Consider the following 26,266-nt stretch of genomic DNA (forward strand, 5'->3'; position numbering starts at 1 on the left):
GGCCCTTCGGCTGTGGTTCTGTGGTCAGGCCGCGTCGGCCTCGGAGTACAGGTCGCGGTCCCGGGTCTCCGGTGTGCGCAGGGTGACGACCAGGCTGACCGCGACGGTCACGATCATCAGGGCCGCGACGGGGATCCAGCTGCCGCTCGCCCAGGTGATCAGGGCCGAGCAGACCAGCGGCCCGGCACCGCCGACCATGGAGGCCAGTTCACGCCCCATGGTGACCCCGGCGTAGCGATAGCGGCTGCCGAAGATCTCCGGCAGGAACGCCGCCTGGGCGCTCACCGAGCCCTCGGCGGCGAAGACGAAGCCCAGGATGATCACCACCGTGATCAGCACGGGGCTTCCGGTGTTCAGCATCGCGAAGGCGGGGACCGGCAGGATCATCATCGCCAGGGCCGCGGTCGTGTACGCGGGCCGTCGCCCGAGCCGGTCCGACAGCCAGCCGAAGAAGACCGCCGCGCCCATCCCGCAGACCGCGCCGATCAGCAGCGCGCGGGTGAACACGCCCTTGTCCACATCGACGTCGGACACCAGATAGCTGCCCATGAACACCTGGTAGGTGTACGAGTTGAGGCTGACCCCGGCCACCATCAGAAAGACCCGCAGCACGTTCCGGCGGCTGTTGGCCCACACGTCCTTGATCGGCGAGGGCCGTGGCTCCTCGGTGTCTTCGTTGGCCTGCTCCTTCGCGGTCTCGGTGAAGACGTGGGAGTCCTGGAGCTTGCGCCGCAGCAGATACGCCATCAGCGTGACGACGATGGAGCTGAGGAACACCAGCCGCCAGCCGTAACTCATCATCGCGTCCTCGGGCAGTTGCTGGACCGCCAGCCAGACGAGTGCGCCCAGTGCCGTGCCCCCCGAGGCTCCGACCCAGACCAGCGCGGCGGTGTAGCCGCGTCTGCCGGGCGGCGCCGCCTCGGTCAACAGCACGGTGCCACCGGCCATTTCGGCACCGGCTCCGAAGCCCTGGAGACAGCGCAGCAGGACCAGCAGCAGGGGCGCGAAGAACCCGATCGTCTCGTACGTCGGCAGCAGGCCGATCAGAAAGGTGGCGATGCCCATCAGATACAACGTGGTGACCAGCACCCACTTGCGGCCGAGGCGGTCCCCGAAGCGGGAGAAGAACAGACCGCCCAGCGGACGGGCGAGAAAGCCGACGGCATACGCCCCGAAGCTGCCGAGATAGCCCACGGCCGGACTCAGGTCGGGGAAGAACACCGAGTTGAAGACCAGCGCGGACGCGGTCCCGTAGATCACGAAGTCATACTGTTCGAGGGCGGTGCCCACCAGGCCGCCCCAGCGGGCGCGGCGCAGATTGACGCGGTCCTCGGTGACGGTCTGAGGAGGGGTTGCGGCGCCTGTGGTGACGCCCGGTGCCGAGGGGGAGGACATGGCTTCTCCTTGCTTCTTCATTGAAGCGGCGGCTCGTTGAGCGGTGTGCCGATCACCGGTTCGGGGGCGGGGCGGCGCAGGACTCCGCGTCGTCGAATCGGGTGGGCAGCTCGACGGACCGGCCCGCCGCGCCGGCCAGGGCTTCCAGCAGCAGATCGGCGCTGACGCGGCCGATCTGGGCGACGTCCCGGCGGATCGTCGCCAGTCGGGGCCGGAGGAAGGCCGCCATCGGAGCGTCGTCGCAGGTGACGAGCGAGAGGTCCCGGGGGACTTCGTAAGGGAGTTCGGCGAGGGCCGAGAGCATGCCGACCAGGATCTGGTTGGAACCGGCGATCAGCGCTGTCGGACGCTCCTCGCCGCTCAGCAGTGCGTAGGTGGCCTTGGCCCCGTGTTCCTTGGCGAAGTCCCCGCTGTGGGCGTGGGCCGTGACACCCGGCAGCTCCGCGGCGATGCGGTACAGCGCCTGCTCGCGTTCCCGGGAGGGACGGGTGTTGGCCGAGCCGCTGACCAGTCCGATCGAGCGGTGCCCGAGTTCGACGAGGTGCCGCACCGCGGCGGTCAGTCCGCCGGCGTGATCGAAGCGGGCGGCGGAGGCGGCCGGCAGGTCGGGGATGTCGCGGTCGATCAGCACGATGGGGACGCCGGCCCTGGAGAGCAGGTCGACCGTTTCCGGGTTCCGCTCGTCGGTGACCGATACCAGCAGCCCGTCCACCCGGTGCTGGGCGAGCCGGCGCAGGTGCTCGGCCTCCAGCTCGGGGTCGTGCAGGGAGCTCATCATGAACAGCGTGTAGCCGCGTTCGCGCAGGCGGGTCTCTGCCGCGTGCGCGATCTCGGCAAGCAGCGGATTGCGGATGTCGCTGATGACGAAGCCGATGGTCTTCGTCGCACCGGTGCGGATGCTCTGCGCCGCCAGATCCGGGACGAAGCCCAGCTCGTCGATGGCCTTCAGCACCTTCTGGCGCATCTTCTCACTGACGTCGGGATGCCCGGAGATGACGCGGGAGACGGAGGACACCGCCACTCCGGCGTGCTCGGCGACCTCGCGGATCGCCACGCGGTGCGGCCGGCTGCCGCGCATTCCGAAGCTGGGATCGGTCGGCATGTCACGCCCCCGGCTCGACGCGATACCTGGCGATGTAGTCCTCGTCCAGCTCCCAGCCGAGGCCGGGCGCGTCGGAGAGCTGGAGCTTGCCGTCCACCAGCCGCCGCTCCGTGGCGATCAAATGCCACCAGAACGGGTCCCGGTCGGGATGGAAGCACTCGGCATAGGTGCCGTGTGACTGGCTGGCCAGCAGATGGGCGGAGACCTGCGGCTCCTCGTGGTGTCCCATCTGGACGTCGTACGAGGCGGCGACGGCGGCGGCACGGCGCCATGCCGTCGGTCCCCCGGACCAGGAGGCGTCGAAGTTGCAGACATCGATGGCCCCGGCTTCCATCAGGTCCCGGCAGCCGCTGGCGCTGTACTCGCTCTGGCCCGCGGCGACGGGGATGCGGGTGCGCATGCGGACGTCGCGCAGCGAACGGCGGTCGTTGTGCCAGCGCACCGGCTCCTCGAACCAGCGGATACCGAGGTCCTCGACGCGCCAGGCGAACTCCAGCGCCTCGGCCACGGTGTAGCCCTGGTTCGCGTCCACCGTGATGACGAAGTCGTCGCCGGCCGCCTCCCGCGCGGCCGCGACCCGCTTGGCATCGACCTCGGGGGAGGCGCCGCCGACCTTGAACTTGATACCAGCCAGCCCACGGTCCTTGTAGAAGGCGATCTCGTCCTCGATGGCGCCCAGCGGTTCTCCGTAGTACCCACCGATCGCCATCAGGGGAATCTCCCGGCGGTAGCCGCCCCACAGCCGGTGCAGCGGCATCCGCAGCGCCTTGCCGACGGCGTCCCAGATCGCGGTGTCGACGCCGGCCAGGGCCACCAGGCCGTGACGGCGGTCCCGCAGGATGTCGTAGGTGACCGGATAGGCGAGGTCCCAGCAGCGTTCGGTGGCGAAGGCGTCCTCACCGATCAGGCGCGGGGCGATCTCGCGCGTGATGATCGCGGCGATCTCGGTGAGGGCACCGTCCTCGTCGCCCACATAGGCCTCGCCGACGATGCCCTCCTGGGTGCGCAGCCGGGTGATCAGGGTCGCGCGATGGGTCATCCGGTAGAAGCTGCCCTTGAACTCACGGGCCAGCGGGGCCCGCACCGCCACCACGTCGACGCCGGTGATGGTCAGCCCAGACGCGCCGGCGGCCCACGGGACCGGGTCGCTGACAGCGCTCGAGATCGTCATCCTCACTCCTGGAATCGGTTCCGGAATCGGTTCCAGGAAATATCTGCCCACCTGCCGTCCCCTGTCAAGAGTCGTGATCCAGATGCGCTGTGCGTCTCCGACCATGAGGGAACGGCTCGGCCCTCCCCGCAGCCAACGCCACCGACGCGCGCCTTGACCTTGCCCAAAGGTGAAGGCCGACAGTGTCTGCGGCGACCAAGCCGGCAAGCTGAGCGCGCTTGGCTCTGACCCGACCCGGATGAGAGGAACCCATATGGATGACGACGCTCTTCTGGCAGAGCAAATGGCCTACTACAGGGCGGGCGCGGCCGAATACGACCGGCCCTACGCGGAGCGCGAAGACCTTCAGCGGTTGCTGGCTGTCGTGGATGACCTCCCGATTGCCGGGGATGTGCTGGAGTTGGCCTGCGGAACGGGCCAGTGGACCCCGAGGCTCGCGGCGCGGGCGCGGTCGGTGACGGCTGTCGACGCGGCGGCCGAAGTGCTGGCCCTCGCTCGGGCGCGTACCGCGTCCCCCGCCGTCCGGTTCCTTCAGGCCGACCTGTTCGACTGGCAGCCGCCACGGCGCTACGACACGGTGTTCTTCGCCTTCTGGCTCTCCCATGTTCCGCCGACCCGGTTGCCCGACTTCTGGAACACCGTCGCCGCCTCGCTCGCACCGGGCGGCAAAGCAATCTTCATCGACGACGGCCCCGCCGCTGCCGCGGAGGAGGAAGTCCTCGCGAACCAGCCGGCCCCGGCGGCGCTGCGCCGGCTCGACGACGGCAGCCGGTACCGCATCGTGAAGGTATTCCACGATGCCCGGACACTCACGGACGACCTCGCAGCGCTGGGGTGGTCGGTCCGCATCCGGCCCGTGGGCGGAAACTTCATCGGCATCGCGGAACCGCCTCCCACCGCCGGCCGAGAAGCCGCACCTGCGACACCGTCCTGAGCCGTGCGGTGAAGATGCCGTCAAAGCCGCTGCCACAGATCAGTACCGGGCGGCAGACGAAGTGTGCGGGTTAGGATGATTCAAATCTGCTCACAGGGGGGCCGTGTCCGACATGCTCGTTGCGCAGCGGCATGAGCTCCTGGTCAGGGAGTTGGAGGCAGCCGAGGGGCTGAAGGTCACCGAACTCGCCGCGCGCCTGAACGTCTCACGCGCCACCATCCGACGGGATCTGCTCGAGCTGGAGGCCGAAGGGCGGGTGACCCGGGTCCGCGGAGGTGCCGTGCTGGCGGCGTCCCATCCCGCCGGGCAGCCGTCCGAGCCGCGGCCGATGGTCGCGCCGTCGGCTCCTCTCCGCGCCGACGCCAAGCCGGCTTCGGCGCACACGCTCGGATTGCTGGTCCCGTCGGCGCACTACTACTACCCGCGGGTCGTCGCCGGCGTGCAGGCGGTGGCCGCCGAGCGCGGTGTCCGCGTTGTCATCGGCCTGAGTAACTACACGTACCCGAATGACACACAGCAGATCGAGGAGTTGGCCGCGTCCGGCGCGACCGGGCTGCTGGTGACCTCCGCCACCGGCCACACCCTGCCTCAGGAGCCGTTCGAGCAACTGCGGGTCGGTGGGCTGCCGTTCGTGCTGATGGAACGTCAGCCGTACGACCGCTACCTGCCGTGCGAGTTCGTGGCCACCGACCACCAGCAGGGCGCCTTCGGCGCGGTCGCGCATTTCATGGACCTGGGGCACGACCGGGTGGGGCTGTTCACCAACGGCAGCCCCACCGCGCCCCTGCTCCGCGAGGGGTACGAAGCGGCCGTCCGGCACCTGGGCCTCGTCTCCGGCGCGCCGGTCCTGGACAGCGGGCGCCCCAGGCTGGGCCCCAAGGAGGCCACCCGCCTTTACGACCGCTTCATCAAGGAGTGTCTGGCCGATGGCACCCGGGCCGCGCTGGTGCACTCCGACCACGACGCGATCGAACTGATGCGGCGGATGCGCTCCCAAGGCCTGCGCACGCCGGACGACATCGCGCTGATCGCCTACGACGACGAGATCGCCTCCCTGGCCGACGTGCCCCTGACCGCGGTGGCGCCGCCCAAGCACGAAATCGGTGCCCAGGCCGCGCGGCTGCTCCTGGATCGCCTCGACGCGGCCGACCCGTCAGCCGTACCCGTCCGGCAGTTGCTCATCCAGCCCCGCCTGACCGTCAGGTCTTCCTGCGGAGCCGCTGCCCGGGCGTGAACACCGCCTCTCGCCACCGCATCGCCGGGGGTGTTCTTTCGCGGTTCAACTTGCCTCTCTCTATTGACACTTGATGCGCCCAAGTGCAGCATTGTGCAGCAATCTGCTGCTCAGTGATTCGAATGTGTCGCAATGATTCACCGAGGCGTACCGGCGTCGCCGGCAAGCCGGGAATCGAATCGGCTGGAACCCGGACCGGACTCGCGGAATGTCGCCAATTACCGCAGAGAGGTGGGGAAAGTGGAAATGGGACAGAAACCTGAGCAACGACCGACCGGTGTGCGCCGCCGAACGGTACTGCTGGGCGCCGCGGCCGGTGCCGGAGCGGTGGCGCTCGGGGCCGGCGGCGCCCCCGCGCAGGCACAGGCCGCGGCGTTCATCCGGGGCGCGGACATCAGCTGGATGCCGCAGATGGAGGCGCGGGGCTACTACTGGAACAACAGCGCCGGAGTGCGGCAGGACCTGTTCACCATCCTCAAGGGGTACGGCATCACCGCGGTCAGCCTGCGGACCTGGGTCAACCCCTCCAGCGATCCGGCCAACGGGCACTGCAGCATCGAGGAGACCGCACAGCTGGCACAGCGGGCCAAGAACGCCGGCATGCAGGTCCTCATCGGATTCCACTTCGGCGACACCTGGAACTCGGTCGGTGTGCAGAGCCCGCCGGCGGCCTGGGCCGGCATGAACTACAGCCAGATGCTCGACGCCATGTACGACTACGTCTACCACTCGTGCAACGTCATCAAGTACTACGGTGTAACGCCGGCCTGGGTGAAGATCGGCAACGAAACCAACTCCGGCATCTGCAAACCGATCGGCAGCGTCGGCCACGCGGATCAGATGACGGGCCTGCTCAACGCCGCGTACGAAATGTCGAAACATGTCTTCCCGAGCACCCCGGTCATGGTGCATCTGGCCCAGCCGCAGAACCTGACCAGCATCCAGAACTTCCTCAACGCCTACCGGGACAACGGCGGGAAGTGGGACATCACCGGCTTGTCCTCGTACGCGCAGGGCGGCAACGTGCCCGGCGTGCTGGCCAACATGCAGACCATTCAGTCCAGCTACGGCAAGCCGGTCATGCAGGTGGAGTACGGCGGGCCGGTGGGCAAACCCACCCAGGTGCGCGATTCGCTGCGGGCGTTCATCACCGGGCTACAGGGCTTCGGTGGCCTGGGCACGTTCTTCTGGGAGCCCGAGGGCTACCCCTCGTTCAACAGCTACAACAGCTCGGCCTGGGACGAGAGCAGTCGGCGTCCCACGGCGGCCATGGACGGCTTCCTCTGAACACATGGAGCCGGTCCGGCAGGCCGCGCCAGAAGTTTCCTCGACCATCTGGAGCGAGCAATGAGTCCTGCCTTCCGTGTGACACCTGCCCTCCTGATCTCGACCGTCACGTTCCTCTTGACCCCCGTCACGATCGCCCCCAGCGCGGCAGCCGAGAGCGGCGCAGCGGCCGGAAAGGTCTATTACGTCGCCCCAAACGGCAGCGACAACGCCGCGGGAACGCAGGCCGCCCCCTGGGCATCGATCGCCCATGCGCAGGCCGTCGTCGGAGCAGGTGACACGGTGTATTTCCGGGGCGGCACCTATGCCTATACCCACGGGATCAACAGCTGCAAGAGCCAGACGGACAGAGTCGACGCGATCACCCTGAACAAGAGCGGCAGTTCAGGTAATCCGATCCGCTACTCGGCCTACCCGGGTGAAAATCCGGTCTTCAATTTCTCACGCATGACGGACGACTGCCGGATCAAGGGCTTTGATATCACCGGCAGTTGGATCCACCTCAAAGGGCTGGAAGTCACCGGCGTCCCGCAGAACAACAATCTGAACCACGAGTCCTGGGGGATCTGGATCTCCGGGAGCAACAACACTTTTGAACAGATCAACACCCATCACCACATGGGGCCCGGCCTGTTCATTCAGAATGGAGGAGGCAACCTCGTTCTCAATTCTGATGCGCACGACAACTACGACCTGAACAGCTCCGGTGGGGCCGGCGAGAACGCCGACGGGTTCGGTGCGCACATCTCGGCGAACAATCCCGGGAACGTGTTCCGGGGATGCCGCGCGTGGTGGAACTCCGACGACGGTTTCGATCTCATCAGCGCCTATTCGTCCGTCACCATCGAGAACTCCTGGGCATGGCGGAACGGGTACATACCGGGAACAACCACGGGAGCCGGCAACGGAAGCGGGTTCAAGGCGGGTGGCTACGGCGGCGACTACGACGCCGGCGCCGTCAAGCACACCGTCCGCACGTCGGTGGCCTTCGCCAACAAGGCGGCGGGCTTCTACGCCAACCACCACCCGCTCGCCAACGACTTCTTCAACAACACCAGTTACGGAAACCACCCCGACTTCAACATGCTGGGAGTCGACTCGAGCGGCTCCGCCGTCGGCCGGGGCAACCTCCGTAACAACATCGCCTACACCGGCACCCTGACGTCGAACATGACCGGCACCAACGCCGCGTACAACTCCTGGAACCTGGGCGTCACCCTGTCGGACTCACAGTTCCGGAGTGTGTCGACGTCCGGCTGGGACGCGCCTCGCCAAGCCGACGGCAGTCTGCCCGTACTGCCCAACCTCCGCCTCGCGGCGAACAGCACCTTGATCGACAAAGGCGTCAATGTCGGTCTGCCCTACAGTGGGCAGGCGCCGGATCCCGGTGCCTTCGAAGCCTCCTGACGCCATCAGGGCACTTCCGGGCCGCGGTACTCGCTCATCGGCTGCTCCGAGTGCCCCACGCAACTCGGCGGCCACAGCGGTCGCATCGGCCTGGGACAGCACGAGCCACTCGTCGGGGCCGAGCCAGACGACCGTGTGGCGGCCGGATGCGCTGGTGTCTCTCGGTCATTCCGCGCGAACCGCTCGGGGCGACCGGCGTGATCACCCCGTGGAACTACCCTCTGCTCATGGCGGCCTGGAAGATCGCGCCCATTCTCGCCGCCGGCAACACCCTGGTCATCAAGCCGTCCGAGCAGACTCCGCTGACCACCCTGAAGTTCGCCGAACTCGTCGGCGATCTCCTGCCGCCCGGAGTGGTGAACGTGGTCGCCGGATACGGCGCGGTCGCCGGTGCCCGGCTTGCCAAGCACCCGGACGTGGACATGCCCCGGTCGTGATCTTCCCGGACGCCGATCTCGCGGCCGTCGCATCGTCACTGCGCGTCGCCGGCTTCGTGGCCCCGACCGTACTGGTCGACGTCCCCGAAGGGGCCGAAGCCGCCCGCGAGGAGATCTTCGGCCCTGTGGTCACGGTCGAGACCTTCGCCGACGAGGAGGAGGCGGTACGGCGGGCCAACGACGTCCCTCTCGGTCTGTCGGCATCGGTGTGGACCGAGAACGCTCGCCGCGGCCACGACATCGCCGCGCGCCTCGACTTCGGAACCGTCTGGGTCAACTCACATCTCGTACCGGCCGGCGAAGTCCCGTGGGGCGGCTTCAAGGGATCCGGCTACGGCCGAGACCTGTCGATCTACGCACTGGACGACTACTCGCGCACCAAGCACGTCATGCACAACCACGGTCGCTGATCCCGTCCTTCCTACGACGATGAGGCGTTGTCCTTGTCGGTGGGCAGCAGGAACGCCAGCGCGATGGGCAGGACGGTAAAGCCGATGGTCCACCAGAACGCGGTCCCGAACGCGCCGGCCAGGCCGGCGGCGGTGGGTGGGGCGGATGCGCCGGCGCGGGCCAGGATGACGGCGATCACCGTGGTGCCGAAGGGTGCGCCGATGCGCTGGACGATGTTGAACGCCGTCGTGCCGCGGGCGATGTGGTCGGCGGGCAGCCCGCGTACGGCGACCGCGGCGATGGTCGGGGTGCTGGCGCCGATGCCGAGGCCGCGCACCACCAGGGCTGCGAGGAGCAGCCAGGTCATGTCCCGCGTTCCGGCGAACGCGAACGGCAGGGTGCCCAGCGCCATCAGCGCGAACCCGGCGATGATGCGGGTGCGGCCGGAGACCCTGCCCAGCGGTTTCCGGCCGAAGATGATCAGGGCGGCGGCGCCCAGGCCCTGGGGCACCAAGAACAGGCCCGCTTCCACGATCGAGGAGCCGCGGACGGTCTGGAAGTACATCGGGAGCAGCAGCAGGCCGGCGAACATGGTGAATCCCGACAGGATGGTCAGGGCGCCGGCCACGCTGAACCCGCGGTCGGTGAACAGCCGTACGTCGATCAGCGCCTTGGCCCCGTCGTGCAGGGACCAGCCGGTGAAGGCGGCCAGCAGGGCGGCCCCTGCCGTCAGCGGGATCCATACGTTGGCGGCCGACAGGCCGTTGGTGGGGCCGAGGTTGCTGAGCGCGTAGGTCAGCGCGACCAGCGAGGGCGTGAGCAGCGCCAGCCCGACGCCGTCCAGCGCCCGCTTGTGCTCGGGCCTGGCCTGGCGCGGCAGGAAGACCGCCGCCAGGACGAGACCGATGACGCAGAACGGGATGTTCACCAGGAACACCCATCGCCAGCTCGCGCCCTGCACCAGGGCCCCGCCGGCGACCGGCCCCAGGATCGGCCCGACCTGCACCAGCAGCGAGAAGCTGCCCATGGCGGCCATGAGACGGGCCTTGCCCGCGGCCTGGGTCAGCAGCGTCATCAGGACCGGCAGGATCAGGCCCGCCCCCAATCCCTGGAAAATCCGGAAGCCGATCAGCGAGTCCAGGTTCCAGGCCAGCCCGCACGCGATCGATCCGGACAGGAACACGGTCAGGGAGATCATCCAGGTCGTGCGGCCGCCCAGCCGGTCGATCATCCAGCCTGACAGCGGGACGATCGCGGCCATGGCCAGCAGGAACCCGGTGATCACCCACTGGGTGTGGGGCAGGCTCGCCCTGAACTCCCCCGCCAGGTGATCGACGGCGACGTTCACGATCGTGGAGTCCAGGATGCTGGCGATCGCGCCGACGCCCAGGGTGAGGATCGTGAGATTGAGCCCCCGGGTGCCTGCCTGCGGCGGTGCGGCGGCTGCCGGTGATTGTTTCGTCGATTCCATCAGCGGTCCCCTACGTGGTCGGTGGGAATGGTCGGGCACCGGACCCGTCCCGCACTCAAAGTAATCGGATCGGCTCCGATAATGCAACCGATCCGACTTTGGATCGGCTCCGCTGATGGGTAGAGTGGTGTCCATGACCGGGACCGGAGGGCGCCGCGAGCGCAAGAAAGCCCAGACGCGCCAGGCCCTGAACGACGCCGCGCTGCGGCTGTTCAGCGAGAAGGGCTACGACAACGTGGGGGTCCGCGAGGTGGCCCAGGCTGCCGACGTCGCGCTGAGCACGCTCTTCAAGCACTACCCCACAAAAGAGGCGCTCGTCTTCGACGAAGACGCCGACATCGAGGCCGGCCTGGTCGCCGCCGTGCGCGACCGCGCCCCCGGCCAGTCGGTCCTGCACGCTCTACGCGACCATCTGATCGCCACCCGGACGAAGCCGCACGGCGACAATCCGCTGCATGCGGTCCACGTCGCGCTGGTGGAGTCCACCCCCGCACTTCAGGACTACGCCCGCCGCATGTGGCTGCGCCACGAGGGCGCCTTGGCCGCCGTCATCGCCCAGGCCACCGGCCTGGACGCCGACGACCCGACCGTCACCGGCCTGGCCCGCTTCGCCATGGAAGCGCCCGGCCTCGCCCGCACCGCCGACGACCCGCCCGCCACCATGCGCGCACTGTTCGACCTGCTGGAACACGGCTGGGCCGACACCCCCGCCGCCCGGACACCCGAGACGCACCCGTGAACGTCGTACGCCAGGCCGGCGGGATTCCGGGCACCGGCCGGAAGCGATCGGGATGGACGACAGGGCGCCACTGGTGGCGCCCTGTCGCATGACCGTCCAGCGGCGAGGTAACGGCCGTGGAGGAGCGCGCCGGCGGGCTACCGCCGCAGCGCCGACGCCAGCCGCGCCGCCGGTGCGTCCCCGTCGAGGAAGTCGAGCAACTCGCGGAGCGTCGGTCCGGTGGCGGGGCCGTGCCGGGTGACGGCGAAGGCGGCCGCGGCGTTGGCGCCCTGTGCGGCGGCGGTCAGGTCCAGCCCGTGGCCGAGGAGGGCCAGGAAGGCGCCCACGTGGGCGTCGCCCGCGCCGTTGCTGTCGACCGCGGTCACCCGGCGGCCGGGGAGGTGCTGGGCCTCGCCGCCGGGCGGGACCAGCCAGCAGCCGGCCGCGTCGGCCCGCAGCAGCACCCCGGTGCGGGGACCCAGCCGGGCGGCGAGCGCGGCCGCCGCTTCATGGGCGTCGGCCAGTCCGGTCAGCAACCGCCCTTCACGCTGGTTGCAGCTGACCCAGTCGCAGCGCGCCAGGACGGGTTCGAGCACCTCCTCGGGGATCTGGGCGACCAGCGGCCCGGGATCGAGGAAGACCCGGGTGTGCTCCGGCAACCGCGCCACAAGTGAGGCGAGGACCGGACCGTTGACCGGGTAGGCGAGCCCGTATCCGGAGATCTGCACCATGTCGCCGGGGCGCAGCGCGGCGAGCACGGCCGTGGCGTCGGCCTCGGTCAGCCGGGCCTCCGCGCCGAGGCTGGTGGCGAAGGTGCGCTCGCCGTCGTCGTCGACGAAGGCGACGCAGAATCCGGTGTCCGTCTCCGTGGCCGCAGGCAGCACCAGTTCGACGCCTTCCCGGGCGAGGTCCGCCCGTACCCGGTCGCCGAACGGCCCCGTGCCGTGGGCGCCCGCGTACAGGGCCGACAGGCCCAGGCGGCGCGCGGCGGTGAGGACGTTGAAGCCGCCGCCCGTGGTCAGGGCGGTGTCGCCGGAGATGATGTCGCCGCCCCGTTCGGGCAGTGCGGGCACCCGCATCACCAGGTCGACGATGGCGTTGCCCACCAGGACCAGCCGGTTGCCCGTCACATCGCCGACGACGCCGTCCTGGCCGCTCATGAGGTCTCCCGCGCGGCCGGAGCGGGAAGGACCTGCTGCTGGGGACGCTGTTCTGAGGCCTCCTGGCGGGGGGTGCCGTCCAGCTTGCGCAGCAGCGCGTAGACGCCGGCCGCGAGCACCAGGGTCACGACCCAGCCCAGCCCGTTGGTCCCGATCCAGCTGTGGGCGAGCGGCCCGGAGAACCACACGTCGGTCGCGCTGGTGCTCGCCTCGGTGAACAGCAGGCCCACCACGATGGCCGCCGCCCAGGCGGTCATCGCGGTCCAGGCCACCCCGCCGCGGAACCAGTAGCGGCTGGAGCGTCCGACGTTCATCAGGGCCTCGCTGTCGTAGGACCGACGGCCCATGAGGTCCACCGCGAAGATGCCCACCCAGGCGTTGATCGGCACGGCGAGGAGGGTGAGGAAGGTGATGAACGGGCCGTAGAAGTCCTTGGCGATCAGGATGAAGTAGATCCCGCCCGCGAAGGTGACGACGACGTCCAGGCCGACGGCGAGGGTGCGCCGGACCCGTATGCCCAGGGTGATCATGGTGAGTCCGGCCGAGTAGACGGACAGGTGGTTGGAGAGCAGCAGCCCGCCGAAGGCGGCGATGAGGTACGGGATGGACATCCACGAGGGCAGCATCGCGTTGATCGCCGAGACCGGGTCGGAGGCGGCGGCCAGGCCCGGCTCACCCGCCGCGAGCAGCGAGCCCAGCGAGATCAGCACGACCAGCGGGATGCCGGCGCCGAAGGCGGAGGCGGCCACCAGCCTTCCGCCGGGAACCCGCCGGGGCAGGTAACGGGCGTAGTCGGCGCCCGCGTTGGCCCAGCCGATGCCGGTCCCGGCGGCGATCATGCCGATGCCCACGACCATCGAACTCACCGGCCCGACCGGCGCGTGGAAGACCTTGTTCCAGTCCACCGTGGCCGCGAGGAAGGCGATCACGACCAGGTTGAGCAGGCCGAAGACGTAGGTGGCCCACTTGTTGATCCACATGATGGTGGCGTGTCCGAGGCCGCTGATCAGCAGGGTGCAGCCGATGAAGAGCAGCAGACACACCACGGTGAGCACGGTGTTCCGCCGGATGCCGAAGGCGACGTCGAGCAGCGCCAGCAGGGCGAAGGCGGCCGTGGTGGTGTTGATGGTCTCCCAGCCGAGCCGGCTCATCCAGGTGACCAGGGTGGGGCCCGCGTTGCCGCGCACCCCGAACACCGCCCGGGAGAGGGTGAGCGCTGGTGCTCCGCCCCGCTTGCCGGCGATGCTGAGCGCGCCCACCAGGGCGAAGGAGCCGAAGGACCCGAGCACGGCCACGACGGCCGCCTGCCAGATGTTCAGGCCGCGGAAGCTGACCAGCGCCGCGCCGAGCGGCAGCCCGAGGATGCTGATGTTCGCGGCGAACCAGGTCCAGAACATCTGTCCGGCGTGGCCGTGGCGCTCGGTGTCCGGGACCGGCTCGATGCCTCTGGTCTCCACGGTGCCGACGCGGTCGTTCTCTGAAGCCGCCATGGTGGTACCTGTCTTTCGCTCCGGCCTCTCCGGGCGCTCCGGTCTCTCCGGGCACTCGGGTGCGGGTTGCTGTGCGGGCATGAGTTCACTCGGCCGGATCGGCGCGCAGCGCGAGCAGGGCGGTGGCCAGCGGTTCCAGGTCGAGACCGTTGACCGAGCGCAGGGTGGCCAGCGCCTCGGCGGGCAGGCCCGAGGCCCCGCTGATGGCGCCGGCGATGGCACCGGCGATGGCACCGATGGTGTCGCAGTCGCCGCCGAGGTTGGCCGCCAGCAGGCAGGCCCGCCATGGGTCGCCCTCGGCCAGGGCCAGTACGGCGAAGGCCGCGGGGACCGACTCCTGGCTGGCGACGCTGGTTCCGACCAGGTCGCATACGCGGTCCAGGGCCTGCTGCTCGGGCAGACCGCGGACCAGGTCCACCGCCCAGCCGATACGGGTGGCGATGTCGGCGCCGGCGACCCAGTGGCCGCGCTCCGCACCGGCCGTGGCCGCCGTGATCGCCGCGGCGAAGGCGTCCTCCAGGTCGCCGCCGTCGACGCCCCGGCTCACCGCCGCGGCCACGGCGGCGGCGGAGGCGATGCCGATGGTGGTGTCGTGGGTGACCTGGCACGCCGCCGCGACCTGGTCGAGGAAGCGCTCCAGCGGTGTGTGGGAGAAGGCGACACCGACGGGGGTGATCCGCATGGCCGCGCCGTTGGTGGCACCGGACTTGCCCGCCTCCTCCGGCGGGACACCGCGGGACACGGCCTCCAGGGCGGCCTTGGTGGAGGGGCCGAGCAGGTCGAAGGAGCCCTTGGCCTTCATGTCGCGCTCCCAGTCCAGGAGCTCGTGCGCGAGCCGCAGCGGGTCGATACGTCCGCCGGACTCGGTGAGCAGCCGGCCGACGATGACGGCCTGGTCGGTGTCGTCCGTGACCGAACCGGCGGGCATTCCGGCACTCACCGGATTGTCCGACGGGCCGGGCTCGAAGCCGGTGACGGTGCCGAACCGGGCGACGATCGACCGTCGGGACATGATCTGGGTGGGCATCCCCAGGGCGTCGCCCATGGCCAGGCCGTACAGGGCGCCGAGCGCGCGGTCATGCTGGTGGTTCATTCGGGATTCCTGTGGGTGTGCGGATGTACGTCGGAGATGAGCCGGCTCATTCCGGCTGCTCGCCGAAGCCGAGGTGCAGCTGGAAACGGGCGGGGTCCAGCAGGCTGGTGACCTGCTCCACGATTCGGCCGTCCGCTCCGCGGCTGACCCGGCGGGTGTTGAGCCAGACCTCCCCCTCCGGACGGCGGAGCAGCGTCGCCTCGTCGGCGGCCAGCGGCCGCACGGACGCCCACTCGTCGCCGTGGGTGGCGCGCAGCCCGGCCGCGGCCAGGGTCTTGGTCAGCGAGTCGTCCAGCAGCCCGCCGCGCGGGACGTCGGCCAGGGCCGGGACCAGCGGAACCCTGCTGCGCTCCAGCGCGACGGGAGTGCCCTGCGGTAGCACGCGCAACCGGTCGAGCACCATGAACTCGGTTTCCTCGACGCCGAGTTCCTCGGCCAGCCGGGCATCGCGCACCGCCTCGAGGCGGAGTGTCTCCGTGGTGATCCGGGCGCCCTGGTCGGCCAGCGCCCTGGTCCAGCCCAGGCGGTTGTCCAGCAGGCTGCCGTCGAAGGCGACGAACGAGCCGACACCCGCGTGCGTGGAGATCAGGCCCTGCCTGCTCAGCTCGTCCAGCGCCTGGCGGACGGTGGTCCGGCTGACCGCGAAGCGCTGGGTGAGCGCGTGTTCGCCGGGCAGCCTGCTGCCCGGCTCCAGAGCGCCGCTGTGGATCTCGCGGGCCAGGACACGGGCGATGCGCTGATGCTTGAGGACCTGTTTGGGCATGGCTGGAAGCTAGCCATACATGTCCAGTCCTGTCTAGTGCCATGCTCACACAGGTTGGCTCCGACGACGAGATCACCGCGACCGTTGCTCGGAAGCCGCCCGTCAAGGCTGGTGCGTGACGCTCACCTGCACGGTCAGCGTGCCCCTGTTGTCCAGGCCACAGTTCTCGGTCTCGGCGTCGTTGATCCGCAGTTGCAGCGTGCCCTTCCCGGCCGCCCGGAAAGTCAGCCTCCGTCCGACGACATGGACGGGGAATGCCCGCTCACCCTCGATGCGCGCCAGCAGGGCGCCGAACAGCGCCGCGGGCTTGATCTCGGCCAGCGCCCATAACAGCCGCTTCGGCCCCCTCGGACGGGGCGACTGCCAGTGCGCGGGCCTGAGCGAGGTGGTGTGCAGGGCCGTCGGCGCGGTCTCCCCGGCCGGGACGAGCCGCTCCCGGCCACTGGTCACGGTGTCCGCGTCGGCCAACGGGGCCGAAGGCCGGAACCCGCGCGGCCGCCGACGCCGACGGCCCCGCGTCCGCGTTCCCCGCCGCGACGCCCCGCAGCGCGGAACGCGCACCGGCCGCCGAAGGACGCTCCTCCGGGAACTTGCGCAGCAGCGCCTCGACCACCGGGCGCAGTGGGCCGCCGCTCCGGCAGGACCGGTTCCTCGTATGCCACCGCGATGCAGTGTCGCGGGCTTCGCCGGTTTGCGGAACGGGGACTGTCCGCCGCAGACCGTGGCGAGGGTCGCGCCCAGTGACCACAGGTCGGAGGCCGGCCCGCCGGCCGTCGTTCGCTCGAACGGGCCGAGCATAACGGAGCGCACGGCAGCCATCAGATGACGGAGCCTCAACTCACTGGGGACAGGGAGCGGTTGGCGTCAAACGGATGGCCGGCCCGTCGGCATGGGCATCCTCAGTGAGCGCCCGGCGTTGGGAGGGCGTTTGGACAGGACCGGCGATCGTTCAGGAGGATCGGCCGAGACCGCGCAGGCTCCCCGAAGCGGTCTGCCGCCCGTAGGCATCTCGCACCGTGGTCGTGATGTCCTCCGGTCCCCGCACCGCCTTGACCACCATGCCCTCGTGGTCGAACAGGGGCGACAGCAGCCGGTACTCGAAGAGTTGGTCCCCACCATCGGACTGCGCTCGGGCCGCCTCGGCCATGGCCAGCGCCTGAAGTGGCCCGTGGGTGAGCAGACCCGGGTACCCCTCCACGTCACGGGCGTAGTCGCGATCGTAGTGGATGCGGTGGCCGTTGTAGGTGAGCGCAGAGAACCGGAACAGCAGTGTGGGAGACGCGTCGATCGCCCACTCGTCGTCCGCGGCCGGCACGGGCGGGCCCTCCGCGGGCGTCGCCGCCGGACGCGCGGCAGCCGTAACGGCTTCGCGGTAGACGATGTCCTGCTCCTCGTCGACGACGACACGGCCGTTCTGGACCACCTGGCGCACGTCGACGCGCTGGTCCGCAGCGGCGTCGCGGAGAGCGCCGCACTCGTCACGGGCGGCATCCGCGGGGAGGACCTGCCTGGCTACTTCTACCGGCCCACCGTCTTCACCGGCGTACGGGACGACATGCGCATCGCCCGCGAGGAGATCTTCGGTCCGGTGCTGTCGGTCCTCCCCTACGACGACGAGGACGAGGCGATCGCCCGCGCCTACGACACCGAGTACGGCCTCGCCGCGGCCGTCAACAGCGTCTGGACCTCGCGGGCGTAGTCGCGGACAGGCACGGCCGACGGCGCCCGTCAGGCGCTCCAGCTGCGCAGCTCGGCTGCGATGGTGTGGACGTCGGCGGTGCCGTCCTTGACCAGGCGGGCCAGGTCGCGGACGCGCTCGGGGGTGGTGACGATCCGCAGTCCGCTGGCGATGAGGTAGGCGTACGCGACGGCGGACGCGAACAGCGCGTTGGAACGCTCCAGGGCGGGCACCAGCAGGAGCAGCTGCAGCAGCGCGGCGGCCCGGGTCTGCGGGTCGGTGTAGACGGGGGTGCCGAATATCTCGGCTTCGTGTCTGCTGACGGCGGCGACCAGCGCACCGTAGTCGGTGACCTGCGGGTCTCCGGGGGTGCTGCGCTCGGCAACCATCAACAGCCAGGCGAGGTCGATCCGCACGTTCAAGGGCGCGCCTCGCCCTCCTTACCGAACTCCTCGTCGAACACGGTCCGGTACTGCTTCATGAAGTCGGCGGCCGCCTCCACGAAGGTGTGGCCCACCTCTCCGGCGTCCTTGCGGACGAGCTCTTCGATATAGCGGTTCATGCTCACGCCCCGCTGCAGGGCGCGCTCCCGCGCCACCTCCGCGGTGGCCTCGTCGACCCGGACGTTCAGCTGTGTCTTCGCCACGGCCTCACGCTAGCGCCAATCCGCTAGCGTCGGCAAGCCAGGTCTCATATCGCGGGACGGAGGGCTATTCGATCGACGCCGCGCCCCCGGCAGTGATGAGATCCCGCCATGGGTGACCTTCTGATCCGGGCCGCGGCGCCCGCTGACCTCGACGACGTACTGACCTTCTGGAAGGACGCGGCCGAGGGCACCAGCATCAGCGACGACCGGGTCGGCGTGGCGCGCCTGCTCGACCGCGACCCCGAGTCGCTGCTGCTGGCCGAGCGGGACGGCGAGCTCGCCGGGACCGTGATCGCGGGCTTCGACGGCTGGCGCTGCCATCTGTACCGGCTCGCCGTGCACCCCGCCCACCGGCGCCAGGGCGTGGGGACCGCCCTCCTCCGGGCGGCCGAGGAGCGGTTCGTGGCGCTCGGCGGGCGGCGCGGTGACGCGATGGTGCTGGACCGCAATGACCTGGCCCACCACGCGTGGCGCGCGGCGGGCTACGCCCCGCAGCCGGAGTGGAGCCGCTGGGTCAAGCCGCTGGGCTCCTGACGCCCGCGCCGGGCCCCTGACGCCCGCGAAAAGGCATGGGTGTCCTCCCATGGGTGACCCTCCCGATAGCGACATCGCGCGCTCCTCCCGTCGCTGCCGGACCATGGGACATGGGTGAACCGATGACCGAAGTGCTTCTCCTGGCCGTGGCGCTCCTGCTGGCCCTCGCCTGCGGCGGGTTCGTCGCGGCGGAGTTCTCCCTGACCACCGTCGAGCGCAGCGAGCTCGAGCGGGCGGCCGAGCGCGGAGAGCGGGGCGCGGCCAGTGCGCTGAAGGCCGTGCGCAGTCTGACCTTCCAGCTCTCCGGCGCGCAGCTCGGTATCACCGTCACCAACCTGGTGGTCGGCATGCTCGCCGAGCCGTCCGTGGCCGCGCTGCTGGCCGGCCCGCTCAAGGCGATGGGCGTGCCGGGCTCCGCCGTCCGCTCGGTCGCGCTGGTGGTCGGCACGGCCCTGTCGACGGTGGTGCTGATGGTCGTCGGTGAGCTGGTCCCGAAGAACTGGGCCATCTCGCGCCCGCTGCCCGTCGCCCGGGCCGTCGCCACCCCGCAGCGCGCCTTCAGCTCCGCCTTCCGCCCGTTCATCGCCCACCTGAACAACACCGCCAACCGCACGGTGCGCCGGATGGGCCTCGAGCCCGCCGAGGAGCTGGCCTCCGCGCGCAGCCCGCAGGAGCTGGTCGCGCTCGCCCGGCACTCCGCCCGGGAGGGCGCCCTGGAGGCGGACACCGCCGAGTTGTTCGTACGGACCCTGAACCTGCGGGAGCTGACCGCGGAGAACGTGATGACCCCGCGTGTGCAGGTCATCGCCCTGGACGTACGGGCCACCACCGAGGACGTCGCCAACGCCACCCGCGCCACGGGCCTGTCCCGCTTCCCCGTCTACCGCGGCAGCCCGGACACCGTCGTCGGCACCGCCCACATCAAGGACGTGCTGGCCGTCCCCGCCGAGGAGCGGCCCCGCCACCCGGTGTCGGAGCTGATGCGCGAGCCGCTGCTCGTCCCCGCGTCGCTTCCCGTGGACCGGGTGCTCGACCGGCTCTCGGGCGAGCGCAGCATGGCCGTGGTCATCGACGAGTACGGCGGCACGGCCGGGGTCGTCACCCTGGAGGACATCGTCGAGGAGGTCGTCGGCGAGGTCCGCGACGAGCACGACCCGCACGAGAAGCCCGACCTGGCCCCGGTCGGCACGGACGCGGAGGGCCGCACGCTGTACGACGCGGACGGCGCGGCCCGCGTCGACCGGCTGGAGGTGCTCGGCATGCCGGTGCCGCACGGCCCGTACGAGACACTGGCCGGGCTGGTGGCCACCGAGCTCGGCCGGATCCCGGTGCGGGGCGACACCCTGGAGGTGGCGGGCTGGGGCATCGAGGTGATCGACGACTCCGGCCACCGGGCCGCGCGGGTACGGCTGCGGGCGCCGCTGCCGTACGCCGGGGAGGCCGGGCGCGGCGCCCACCGCAGATCGCGGGGCTCGGGCCACCCGGGCGGCGGCTCCGGCCACTCCGACGGTTCTGGCCACTCCGACCCCTCCGACGACGGTGAGGGGGCCGCCCGATGACCCTGCTCCAGCTGCTGATCGGTCTGCTGACGCTGGTCGTCAACGCCTTCTTCGTGGGCGCCGAATTCGCCCTCATCTCGGTGCGGCGCAGCCAGATAGAGCCGCGCGCCGAGCAGGGCGACCGGCGGGCCCACGCCGTGCTGTGGGGCCTGGAGCACGTCTCCGCGCTGCTCGCCGCGGCCCAGCTGGGCATCACGCTGTGCACGCTGGTGCTGGGCGCCGTCGCGGAACCGGCCATCGCCCATCTGCTGGAGCCGGTCTTCCACGCGGTGCGGCTGCCGCTCGGGCTGATCCACCCGGTCGCGTTCGTGATCGCGCTGACCGCGGCGACCTATCTGCACATGCTGTTCGGCGAGATGGTGCCCAAGAACGTGGCGCTGGCCGAGCCGGTGCGCACGGCGCTGCTGCTGGGCCCGCCGCTGGTCGCCCTGGCGCGCGGCCTGCGCCCGGTGATCTTCGCCGTCAACGCCTTCGCGAACGCCCTGCTGAAGCTGATGCGTGTGGAGCCCAAGGGCGAGGTGTCGGCGACCTTCTCCGACGACGAACTGGTCCGGGTGGTCGTGGACTCCAGCGAGGCCGGGCTGCTGGACGACCGGGCCACCGAGCGGCTGCGGGACGCCCTCGAACTGGGCCGCCGCCGGGTGCGCGACGTGGTGCTGCCCCTGGACCGGGTGGTGTCCGCCCGGCTCGGGGTGACGCCCGAAGAGCTGGAGCGGCTGGCGGCCGCCTCCGGCTTCTCACGCTTCCCGGTGGTCGACGACTCCGGGCGCATCCTGGGCTATCTGCACGTCAAGGACGCGCTGGACGCGCGCCCGAGCGACCTGCCGTTCCGCCTCGATCAGCTGCGCCCGATCGCCCGTGTGCGGTCCCAGACGGCGCTGGACGACGTGCTGACCGCGATGCGCGACAGCCGGACCCACCTCGCCGCCGTCATCGGCCCGGACGAACGCCTGGAGGGCCTGGTCACCATGGAGGACGTACTGCGCGAGCTGGTCGCCTGACGCGGCGGTCGGCGCGTCCCGCCCGTCACTCATCCCGCAGTCACCCATCCCGCCGTCACTCATCCCGCCGTCACTCATCCCGCCGTGACTCGTGCGCGATGATGCACGCCTGCCAGTGGGCCAGCGCCTCGGCCTTGCCCCCGCCCCCTTCCTCCGCCACGGCCAGCAGCGCGTCGGCGGCCATCGCGGCCAGCCGGACGGCCACCCGGCACACGTCCCGCCGCTCCAACGGGTCCAGCAGTGCGACGGCCCCCTCCCCGTCGTCGGCGAGCGCGGCGGCCACGATGGCCATGGTCGTACGGTCGCATTCAAAGGCATCCACGCCGACCAGACTGCCCCGATGTGCCTCATCCGGAACCCGGCACGGGCCAACCGAGGGATCCGCCGGGCGCGCGGGGCGCGCGCGGGACAAGTTTCGCGCGCGCCTTAGGTGGGCCGGGTGCCGGACGGGTCGTAGCGGAAAATCGTGTACTCGATCCGCCCGATGACCTTCGTCCTGGTGGTCCGCCGGTAGAGCTCGGGCGGTCGGAAGATGTTGTCGTCGTAGATGTCGGCGCCCGGCTCCAGGTTCCAGATGGCGGTCGTGCCGTTGCGCGCCCCGCCCTCGAAGTAGATGTTGGTCATCCCCATGCGGCTCATCATGCGCGTGCCCGCGTCCGCGCGCAGCCCGCGGGATAGGATCTCCCGCGCCATGCAGATGAACACCACCTACACCAGCTTCGTCGCCGTCGGCGACTCCTTCACCGAGGGCATGTCCGACGGACTGCCGGACGGCACCTACCGGGGCTGGGCGGATCTGCTCGCGGGGCGCCTCGCGGCCCGCACCCCCGGCTTCCGCTACGCCAACCTCGCCGTGCGCGGCAAGCTCATCGGCCAGATCGTCGACGGCCAGGCGGACGCGGCGGCGGCAATGGGCGCGGACCTGGTCACGCTGGTCGGCGGGCTGAACGACGTACTGCGGCCCAAGTGCGACGTGGAGCGGGTCTGCGGGCTGCTGGAGGAGGCCGCGGGGCGGCTGGCGCCCAGCTGCAAGCAGCTGGTGCTGATGCGCAGCCCGGGGCGGCGCGGACCGGTGCTGGTGCGGTTCCTGCCGCGGATGGAGCGGCTGTTCTCCTTCATCGACGAGTTGGCGGCACGGCACGGCGCGATCGTCGTGGACCTGTTCGCCTCCGAGGCGCTCGGCGACCCGCGGATGTGGGCGGATGACCGGCTGCACCTGAACGCCGAAGGGCACCGGCGGGTCGCCGAGGCGGTCTGGCAGGCGCTGGGCCACGAGCCGGAGGCCGACTGGAACGCGCCGCTGGCACCCGCCGTACGGCCCGGCTGGGCCGCCCGGCGCGCCTCGGACGCGCGCTTCGCCCGCGAACACCTCGGGCCGTGGATCGGCCGGCGGCTGACAGGCCGTTCATCGGGCGACGGGCGCCTGCCGAAGCGGGCCGAGCTGCTGCCGTACGAGGGCTGAGGGGCCGGCCGTACGAGGGCTGGGCCACCGGCGTCCGGGCGTGACCACGGCCACCGCGCTGGCCTGCGTATACGCCCAGTAGACTGTCTGCCCGTGACTGGTAAGCCGCGCATCCCGAACGTCCTGGCCGGCCGCTACGCCTCGGCGGAGCTGGCCGTCCTGTGGTCCCCCGAGTACAAGGTGACGCTGGAGCGGCGGCTGTGGCTCGCCGTGCTGCGCGCCCAGAAGGACCTCGGGATCGAGGTGCCGGAGGCCGCCCTCGCCGACTACGAGCGGGTCCTGGAGACCGTCGACCTGGCCTCGATCGCCGAGCGCGAGAAGGTCACCCGGCACGATGTGAAGGCCCGGATCGAGGAGTTCAACGCGCTCGCCGGGCATGAGCACGTCCACAAGGGCATGACCTCCCGCGATCTGACCGAGAACGTGGAGCAGCTACAGATCCGGCTCTCCCTGGAGCTGGTCCGGGACCGTACGGTCGCGACGCTGGCCCGGCTGGGGAAGCTGGCCGCCGAACACGCCGAGCTGGTGATGGCCGGGCGCTCGCACAACGTGGCGGCGCAGGCGACGACCCTCGGCAAGCGCTTCGCGACCGCGGCCGACGAGCTGCTGGTGGCGTACGGGCGGCTGGAGGAGCTGCTCGCCCGGTACCCGCTCCGCGGCATCAAGGGCCCGGTCGGCACCGCGCAGGACATGCTCGACCTGCTGGGCGGCGACGCGGCCAAGCTGGCCGAGCTGGAGCGGCGGATCGCCGGGCACCTGGGCTTCGGGCAGGTCTTCACCTCCGTCGGCCAGGTCTACCCGCGCTCGCTGGACTACGAGGTGGTCACCGCGCTCGTGCAGCTGGCCGCGGCCCCCTCCTCGCTCGCCAAGACGATCCGGCTGATGGCCGGCCACGAGCTGGTGACCGAGGGCTTCAAGCCCGGGCAGGTCGGCTCCTCCGCCATGCCGCACAAGATGAACACCCGCTCCTGCGAGCGCGTCAACGGCCTCGCGGTGATCCTGCGCGGCTATGCCTCGATGACCGGCGAGCTGGCGGGCGACCAGTGGAACGAGGGCGATGTGTCCTGCTCCGTGGTGCGCCGCGTCGCGCTGCCGGACGCCTTCTTCGCCTTCGACGGGCTGCTGGAGACCTTCCTGACGGTGCTCGACGAGTTCGGCGCCTTCCCCGCCGTCGTCGCCCGTGAGCTGGACCGCTACCTCCCCTTCCTCGCGACGACAAAGGTGCTGATGGGGGCGGTGCGGGCCGGGGTGGGCCGCGAGGTGGCGCATGAGGCCATCAAGGAGCACGCGGTCGCGTCGGCGCTCGCGATGCGCGAGCGGGGCGCCGAGCGCAACGAGCTGCTCGACAAGCTCGCCGCCGACGAGCGGATCCCGCTGGACCGGGACCGGCTGGACGCGCTGATGGCCGACAAGCTGTCCTTCACGGGCGCGGCGGCCGACCAGGTCGGCGCGGTGGTCGCCCGGATCGAGGAGATCGCCAAGCGCCACCCGGAGGCGGCCGCGTACACGCCCGGGTCGATCCTCTGACCCGGCCGGGCACCCCGCGATGACCCCAGCCGAACTGGAAGCCGCCCGCGACCGCCTCGTGTCCGATGTGGTCGCGGACGGCCTCCGCGTGCTCTTCTGCGGCATCAATCCCGGGCTGATGACCGCCGCGACCGGCCACCACTTCGCCCGTCCGGGCAACCGCTTCTGGCCGGTGCTGCACGCCTCGGGCTTCACCCCGCGCCGGCTCCAGCCGTCCGAGCAGCATGAGCTGCTGTCGTACGGCCTGGGCATCACCAATGTGGCCGCCCGCGCCACCGCGCGGGCCGACGAGCTGAGCGACGAGGAGTACCGCGAGGGCGGGCGGATCCTGGCGGAGAAGGTCGCCCGTCTGCACCCGCGGTGGCTCGCCGTGGCCGGGGTGACCGCGTACCGGGTCGCCTTCGGCGACAAGCGCGCCCAGATCGGCCCGCAGGAGCTCACCATCGGCACCACCCGGATATGGGCCCTGCCAAACCCCAGCGGCCTCAACGCCCACTGGACCCTGGCCACGATGGCCGAGGAGTTCGGCCGGCTGCGCACCGCGGCGTACGCTGACGGCTGACGGCTCAGCGCACGCTGTCCTCCCCTATGGCCGCGACCAGTTGCAGGGGCAGCTCACGGTCCCCCTGCCCTATCCCGAGCCCTATCCAGCGCCCATCGGTCCGCCAGCCGTACACCCGCCCCACATAGCCGCACAGCGACCGCAGCGGCTCCGGCACCGGCTCGCCCATGGCATCGCGCTCCAAGTGGTCGACGAGGTCGAGGACTTCGGGCTCGCCCCAGCGTAAGGACAGCACCTGGACCAGCACCCGCAGCTCCGCCTCGAACTCCTCCTCGACCTCGATCAGGCGCTCCAGATCCGCGTCCCAGAAGTCCTCGCTGACCCGGAGGTCGGCGACGTGGAAGCCGGGGCCGCTCTCCACGGCCCCGGCGACGCCCCGCCGGTCGGGGAAGTCCCGGGCACGCAGCAGGTCGATGGTCGCCAGATGGTCCGCCGTGCTGGTCATGACCTCATTAAACAAGCGGGGTCCGACAACCAGGGGGGCGACGAGCAGGCGGGGCCCGGCAATTGGCCGCCCGTCAGGTGTCCCGGCGCTCGAGCGCCAGCCGCCCGCAGAACACCGCGGCCGCTGTGTACAGCGCCAGCACCCCGAGCCCCGTCCACGCGCCCAGCGGGCCTTCGGGGGTGGCATGCAGCACCTGCTGACCGGCCTGGTCGGGGAGGAACCTGGTGGCGGACGTGGTGCCGAACACCGGGGAGAGGAAGGAGACGAGGGGGACGACCAGCGCCAGGGCACCGACCGCGCTGCGCAGCACGGCTGCGACGCCCGAGGCCAGCACCGTCAGCAGGGCGAGATAGATCCCGCAGCCGACCGCCGCGCGCAGCGCTCCCGGAGCGCCCGGGCCCACGCCCTCGTCACCGAGCAGCGCCTGGCCGCCGAGCAGCGACGCGAATCCGGTGACCAGGCCGATGGCCAGGGCGCACAGGCCCACGACGGTGAGCTTGCACCCGTAGTACAGGCCGCGCCGGGGAACGGCGGCCAGCCAGAGGCGGAGGCCCCCGCTGGTGTATTCGTTCGCCACCGCGAGCACGCCGAAGCAGACGGCGGCGATCTGCCCGAAGGGCAGGCCGAAGAAGGAGTGGAAGACCGGATCGAAGTCGCTCTCCTCGCCGTCATAGGTCGCGCTCGCCACCGCCGAGATGCCGGCGGTCGCCGCCAGACCGCCGAGGAGGGCGATCACAAGGGATCGCAGGCTGCGGATCTTCATCCACTCGGAGTGCAGCACCGCTTTGACCGACATACGA

General features: G+C 70.8%; 29 protein-coding genes and 1 pseudogene. 14 read left to right on the top strand and 16 right to left on the bottom strand.

Annotation, left to right across the window (positions count from 1 at the left end; all coding sequences use genetic code 11):
- Window positions 1-24 precede the first annotated feature (24 nt).
- From ACWY4P_RS04205 to ACWY4P_RS04215, 3 genes are read right to left on the bottom strand one after another with little or no spacing between them, the layout of a single operon-like run.
- Window positions 25-1,395: an MFS transporter gene (locus tag ACWY4P_RS04205; RefSeq protein ID WP_456208739.1), complete on the bottom strand. Its 1,371-nt coding sequence runs from the start codon at window positions 1,393-1,395 to the stop codon at window positions 25-27.
- A 52-nt stretch (window positions 1,396-1,447) separates the two neighbouring features.
- Entirely contained in the window at window positions 1,448-2,497 is a 1,050-nt protein-coding gene (locus ACWY4P_RS04210; protein WP_456208740.1) for a LacI family DNA-binding transcriptional regulator, read from the bottom strand.
- A 1-nt stretch (window position 2,498) separates the two neighbouring features.
- Window positions 2,499-3,668, bottom strand: a complete 1,170-nt coding sequence (locus ACWY4P_RS04215) for a mandelate racemase/muconate lactonizing enzyme family protein (protein WP_456208741.1) — start codon at window positions 3,666-3,668, stop codon at window positions 2,499-2,501.
- A gap of 253 nt (window positions 3,669-3,921) precedes the next feature.
- On the opposite strand from ACWY4P_RS04215, the gene ACWY4P_RS04220 reads away from it, so the two are divergent.
- From ACWY4P_RS04220 to ACWY4P_RS04245, 6 genes and pseudogenes are all read left to right on the top strand, one after another.
- Window positions 3,922-4,602, top strand: a complete 681-nt coding sequence (locus tag ACWY4P_RS04220; protein WP_456208742.1) for a class I SAM-dependent methyltransferase — start codon at window positions 3,922-3,924, stop codon at window positions 4,600-4,602.
- Between the two features lie 112 nt (window positions 4,603-4,714).
- Window positions 4,715-5,836: a substrate-binding domain-containing protein gene (locus ACWY4P_RS04225; RefSeq protein ID WP_456212807.1), complete on the top strand. Its 1,122-nt coding sequence runs from the start codon at window positions 4,715-4,717 to the stop codon at window positions 5,834-5,836.
- A 246-nt stretch (window positions 5,837-6,082) separates the two neighbouring features.
- Entirely contained in the window at window positions 6,083-7,123 is a 1,041-nt protein-coding gene (locus ACWY4P_RS04230) for a glycosyl hydrolase 53 family protein (RefSeq protein WP_456208743.1), read from the top strand.
- A gap of 60 nt (window positions 7,124-7,183) precedes the next feature.
- The gene (locus ACWY4P_RS04235) at window positions 7,184-8,530 is read left to right on the top strand and encodes a right-handed parallel beta-helix repeat-containing protein (RefSeq protein ID WP_456208744.1); all 1,347 of its coding nucleotides are present in this window, start codon (window positions 7,184-7,186) and stop codon (window positions 8,528-8,530) included.
- A gap of 161 nt (window positions 8,531-8,691) precedes the next feature.
- Window positions 8,692-8,955, top strand: a pseudogene (locus tag ACWY4P_RS04240) (aldehyde dehydrogenase family protein); the annotation flags it as partial.
- An 8-nt stretch (window positions 8,956-8,963) separates the two neighbouring features.
- Window positions 8,964-9,377, top strand: a complete 414-nt coding sequence (locus tag ACWY4P_RS04245; RefSeq protein WP_456208746.1) for an aldehyde dehydrogenase family protein — start codon at window positions 8,964-8,966, stop codon at window positions 9,375-9,377.
- Window positions 9,378-9,388: 11 nt separating this feature from the next.
- Here the strand turns inward: ACWY4P_RS04245 and ACWY4P_RS04250 are convergent, their stop codons facing one another.
- A complete protein-coding gene (locus ACWY4P_RS04250; protein WP_456208747.1) occupies window positions 9,389-10,828 on the bottom strand; it encodes an MDR family MFS transporter in 1,440 nt (479 codons plus the stop codon).
- 133 nt (window positions 10,829-10,961) lie between these two features.
- Here ACWY4P_RS04250 and ACWY4P_RS04255 point away from each other — a divergent pair, with 133 nt between their 5' ends.
- On the top strand, window positions 10,962-11,567 hold the full coding sequence (locus tag ACWY4P_RS04255; protein ID WP_456208748.1) for a TetR/AcrR family transcriptional regulator: 606 nt from the start codon (window positions 10,962-10,964) through the stop codon (window positions 11,565-11,567).
- A 137-nt stretch (window positions 11,568-11,704) separates the two neighbouring features.
- On the opposite strand, the gene ACWY4P_RS04260 is transcribed toward ACWY4P_RS04255, so the two are convergent.
- The 6 genes from ACWY4P_RS04260 to ACWY4P_RS04285 form a co-directional block, all read right to left on the bottom strand.
- On the bottom strand, window positions 11,705-12,706 hold the full coding sequence (locus ACWY4P_RS04260) for a PfkB family carbohydrate kinase (RefSeq protein ID WP_456208749.1): 1,002 nt from the start codon (window positions 12,704-12,706) through the stop codon (window positions 11,705-11,707).
- Window positions 12,703-14,196: a purine-cytosine permease family protein gene (locus ACWY4P_RS04265; protein WP_456208750.1), complete on the bottom strand. Its 1,494-nt coding sequence runs from the start codon at window positions 14,194-14,196 to the stop codon at window positions 12,703-12,705. Before ACWY4P_RS04265 ends, ACWY4P_RS04260 begins: the two co-directional genes overlap by 4 nt.
- An 85-nt stretch (window positions 14,197-14,281) precedes the next feature.
- Window positions 14,282-15,289, bottom strand: coding sequence for an ADP-ribosylglycohydrolase family protein (locus tag ACWY4P_RS04270; protein ID WP_456208751.1), 1,008 nt, complete (start codon window positions 15,287-15,289; stop codon window positions 14,282-14,284).
- Window positions 15,290-15,335: 46 nt separating this feature from the next.
- On the bottom strand, window positions 15,336-16,052 hold the full coding sequence (locus ACWY4P_RS04275) for a GntR family transcriptional regulator (RefSeq protein WP_456208752.1): 717 nt from the start codon (window positions 16,050-16,052) through the stop codon (window positions 15,336-15,338).
- Between the two features lie 102 nt (window positions 16,053-16,154).
- Window positions 16,155-16,502, bottom strand: a complete 348-nt coding sequence (locus ACWY4P_RS04280; protein WP_456208753.1) for a hypothetical protein — start codon at window positions 16,500-16,502, stop codon at window positions 16,155-16,157.
- Window positions 16,503-17,001: 499 nt separating this feature from the next.
- Complete coding sequence (locus tag ACWY4P_RS04285) at window positions 17,002-17,250, bottom strand: hypothetical protein (RefSeq protein WP_456208754.1); 249 nt, start codon at window positions 17,248-17,250, stop codon at window positions 17,002-17,004.
- A 33-nt stretch (window positions 17,251-17,283) separates the two neighbouring features.
- Between ACWY4P_RS04285 and ACWY4P_RS04290 the strand changes: the two genes are divergently transcribed.
- Window positions 17,284-17,751, top strand: coding sequence for an aldehyde dehydrogenase family protein (locus tag ACWY4P_RS04290; RefSeq protein WP_456208755.1), 468 nt, complete (start codon window positions 17,284-17,286; stop codon window positions 17,749-17,751).
- A gap of 29 nt (window positions 17,752-17,780) precedes the next feature.
- On the opposite strand, the gene ACWY4P_RS04295 is transcribed toward ACWY4P_RS04290, so the two are convergent.
- Window positions 17,781-18,152 carry a fic family toxin-antitoxin system, toxin component gene (locus ACWY4P_RS04295; protein ID WP_456208757.1) on the bottom strand — a complete coding sequence of 124 codons (372 nt, stop codon included), beginning with the start codon at window positions 18,150-18,152 and terminating at the stop codon, window positions 17,781-17,783.
- Window positions 18,149-18,376, bottom strand: coding sequence for an antitoxin (locus ACWY4P_RS04300; RefSeq protein ID WP_456208758.1), 228 nt, complete (start codon window positions 18,374-18,376; stop codon window positions 18,149-18,151). Before ACWY4P_RS04300 ends, ACWY4P_RS04295 begins: the two co-directional genes overlap by 4 nt.
- Window positions 18,377-18,484: 108 nt before the next feature.
- On the opposite strand from ACWY4P_RS04300, the gene ACWY4P_RS04305 reads away from it, so the two are divergent.
- The 3 genes from ACWY4P_RS04305 (at window position 18,485) to ACWY4P_RS04315 (ending at window position 21,470) form a co-directional block, all read left to right on the top strand.
- On the top strand, window positions 18,485-18,910 hold the full coding sequence (locus ACWY4P_RS04305; RefSeq protein WP_456208759.1) for a GNAT family N-acetyltransferase: 426 nt from the start codon (window positions 18,485-18,487) through the stop codon (window positions 18,908-18,910).
- Window positions 18,911-19,032: 122 nt separating this feature from the next.
- Window positions 19,033-20,469 carry a hemolysin family protein gene (locus tag ACWY4P_RS04310; protein ID WP_456208761.1) on the top strand — a complete coding sequence of 479 codons (1,437 nt, stop codon included), beginning with the start codon at window positions 19,033-19,035 and terminating at the stop codon, window positions 20,467-20,469.
- Window positions 20,466-21,470 (top strand): hemolysin family protein, encoded by a 1,005-nt coding sequence (locus ACWY4P_RS04315; RefSeq protein ID WP_456208762.1) that lies wholly within the window; start codon window positions 20,466-20,468, stop codon window positions 21,468-21,470. Before ACWY4P_RS04310 ends, ACWY4P_RS04315 begins: the two co-directional genes overlap by 4 nt.
- A gap of 70 nt (window positions 21,471-21,540) precedes the next feature.
- Here ACWY4P_RS04315 and ACWY4P_RS04320 read toward each other — a convergent pair whose 3' ends face one another.
- Window positions 21,541-21,762, bottom strand: coding sequence for a hypothetical protein (locus ACWY4P_RS04320; RefSeq protein WP_014181418.1), 222 nt, complete (start codon window positions 21,760-21,762; stop codon window positions 21,541-21,543).
- Between the two features lie 134 nt (window positions 21,763-21,896).
- Window positions 21,897-22,100, bottom strand: coding sequence for a hypothetical protein (locus ACWY4P_RS04325; RefSeq protein ID WP_456208763.1), 204 nt, complete (start codon window positions 22,098-22,100; stop codon window positions 21,897-21,899).
- A gap of 61 nt (window positions 22,101-22,161) precedes the next feature.
- On the opposite strand from ACWY4P_RS04325, the gene ACWY4P_RS04330 reads away from it, so the two are divergent.
- The 3 genes from ACWY4P_RS04330 (at window position 22,162) to mug (ending at window position 25,021) form a co-directional block, all read left to right on the top strand.
- Window positions 22,162-22,932 (top strand): SGNH/GDSL hydrolase family protein, encoded by a 771-nt coding sequence (locus tag ACWY4P_RS04330; RefSeq protein WP_456208764.1) that lies wholly within the window; start codon window positions 22,162-22,164, stop codon window positions 22,930-22,932.
- A 93-nt stretch (window positions 22,933-23,025) separates the two neighbouring features.
- Complete coding sequence (gene purB / locus ACWY4P_RS04335) at window positions 23,026-24,459, top strand: adenylosuccinate lyase (protein ID WP_456208765.1); 1,434 nt, start codon at window positions 23,026-23,028, stop codon at window positions 24,457-24,459.
- 19 nt (window positions 24,460-24,478) lie between these two features.
- Window positions 24,479-25,021, top strand: a complete 543-nt coding sequence (gene mug, locus ACWY4P_RS04340; RefSeq protein ID WP_456208766.1) for a G/U mismatch-specific DNA glycosylase — start codon at window positions 24,479-24,481, stop codon at window positions 25,019-25,021.
- A 4-nt stretch (window positions 25,022-25,025) separates the two neighbouring features.
- Here mug and ACWY4P_RS04345 read toward each other — a convergent pair whose 3' ends face one another.
- On the bottom strand, window positions 25,026-25,466 hold the full coding sequence (locus tag ACWY4P_RS04345) for a hypothetical protein (protein ID WP_456208767.1): 441 nt from the start codon (window positions 25,464-25,466) through the stop codon (window positions 25,026-25,028).
- Window positions 25,467-25,539: 73 nt separating this feature from the next.
- On the bottom strand, window positions 25,540-26,262 hold the full coding sequence (locus ACWY4P_RS04350; protein WP_456208768.1) for an ABC transporter permease subunit: 723 nt from the start codon (window positions 26,260-26,262) through the stop codon (window positions 25,540-25,542).
- Between the last annotated feature and the right edge of the window lie 4 nt (window positions 26,263-26,266).

The sequence above is a fragment of the Streptomyces sp. LZ34 genome, from assembly GCF_053890475.1.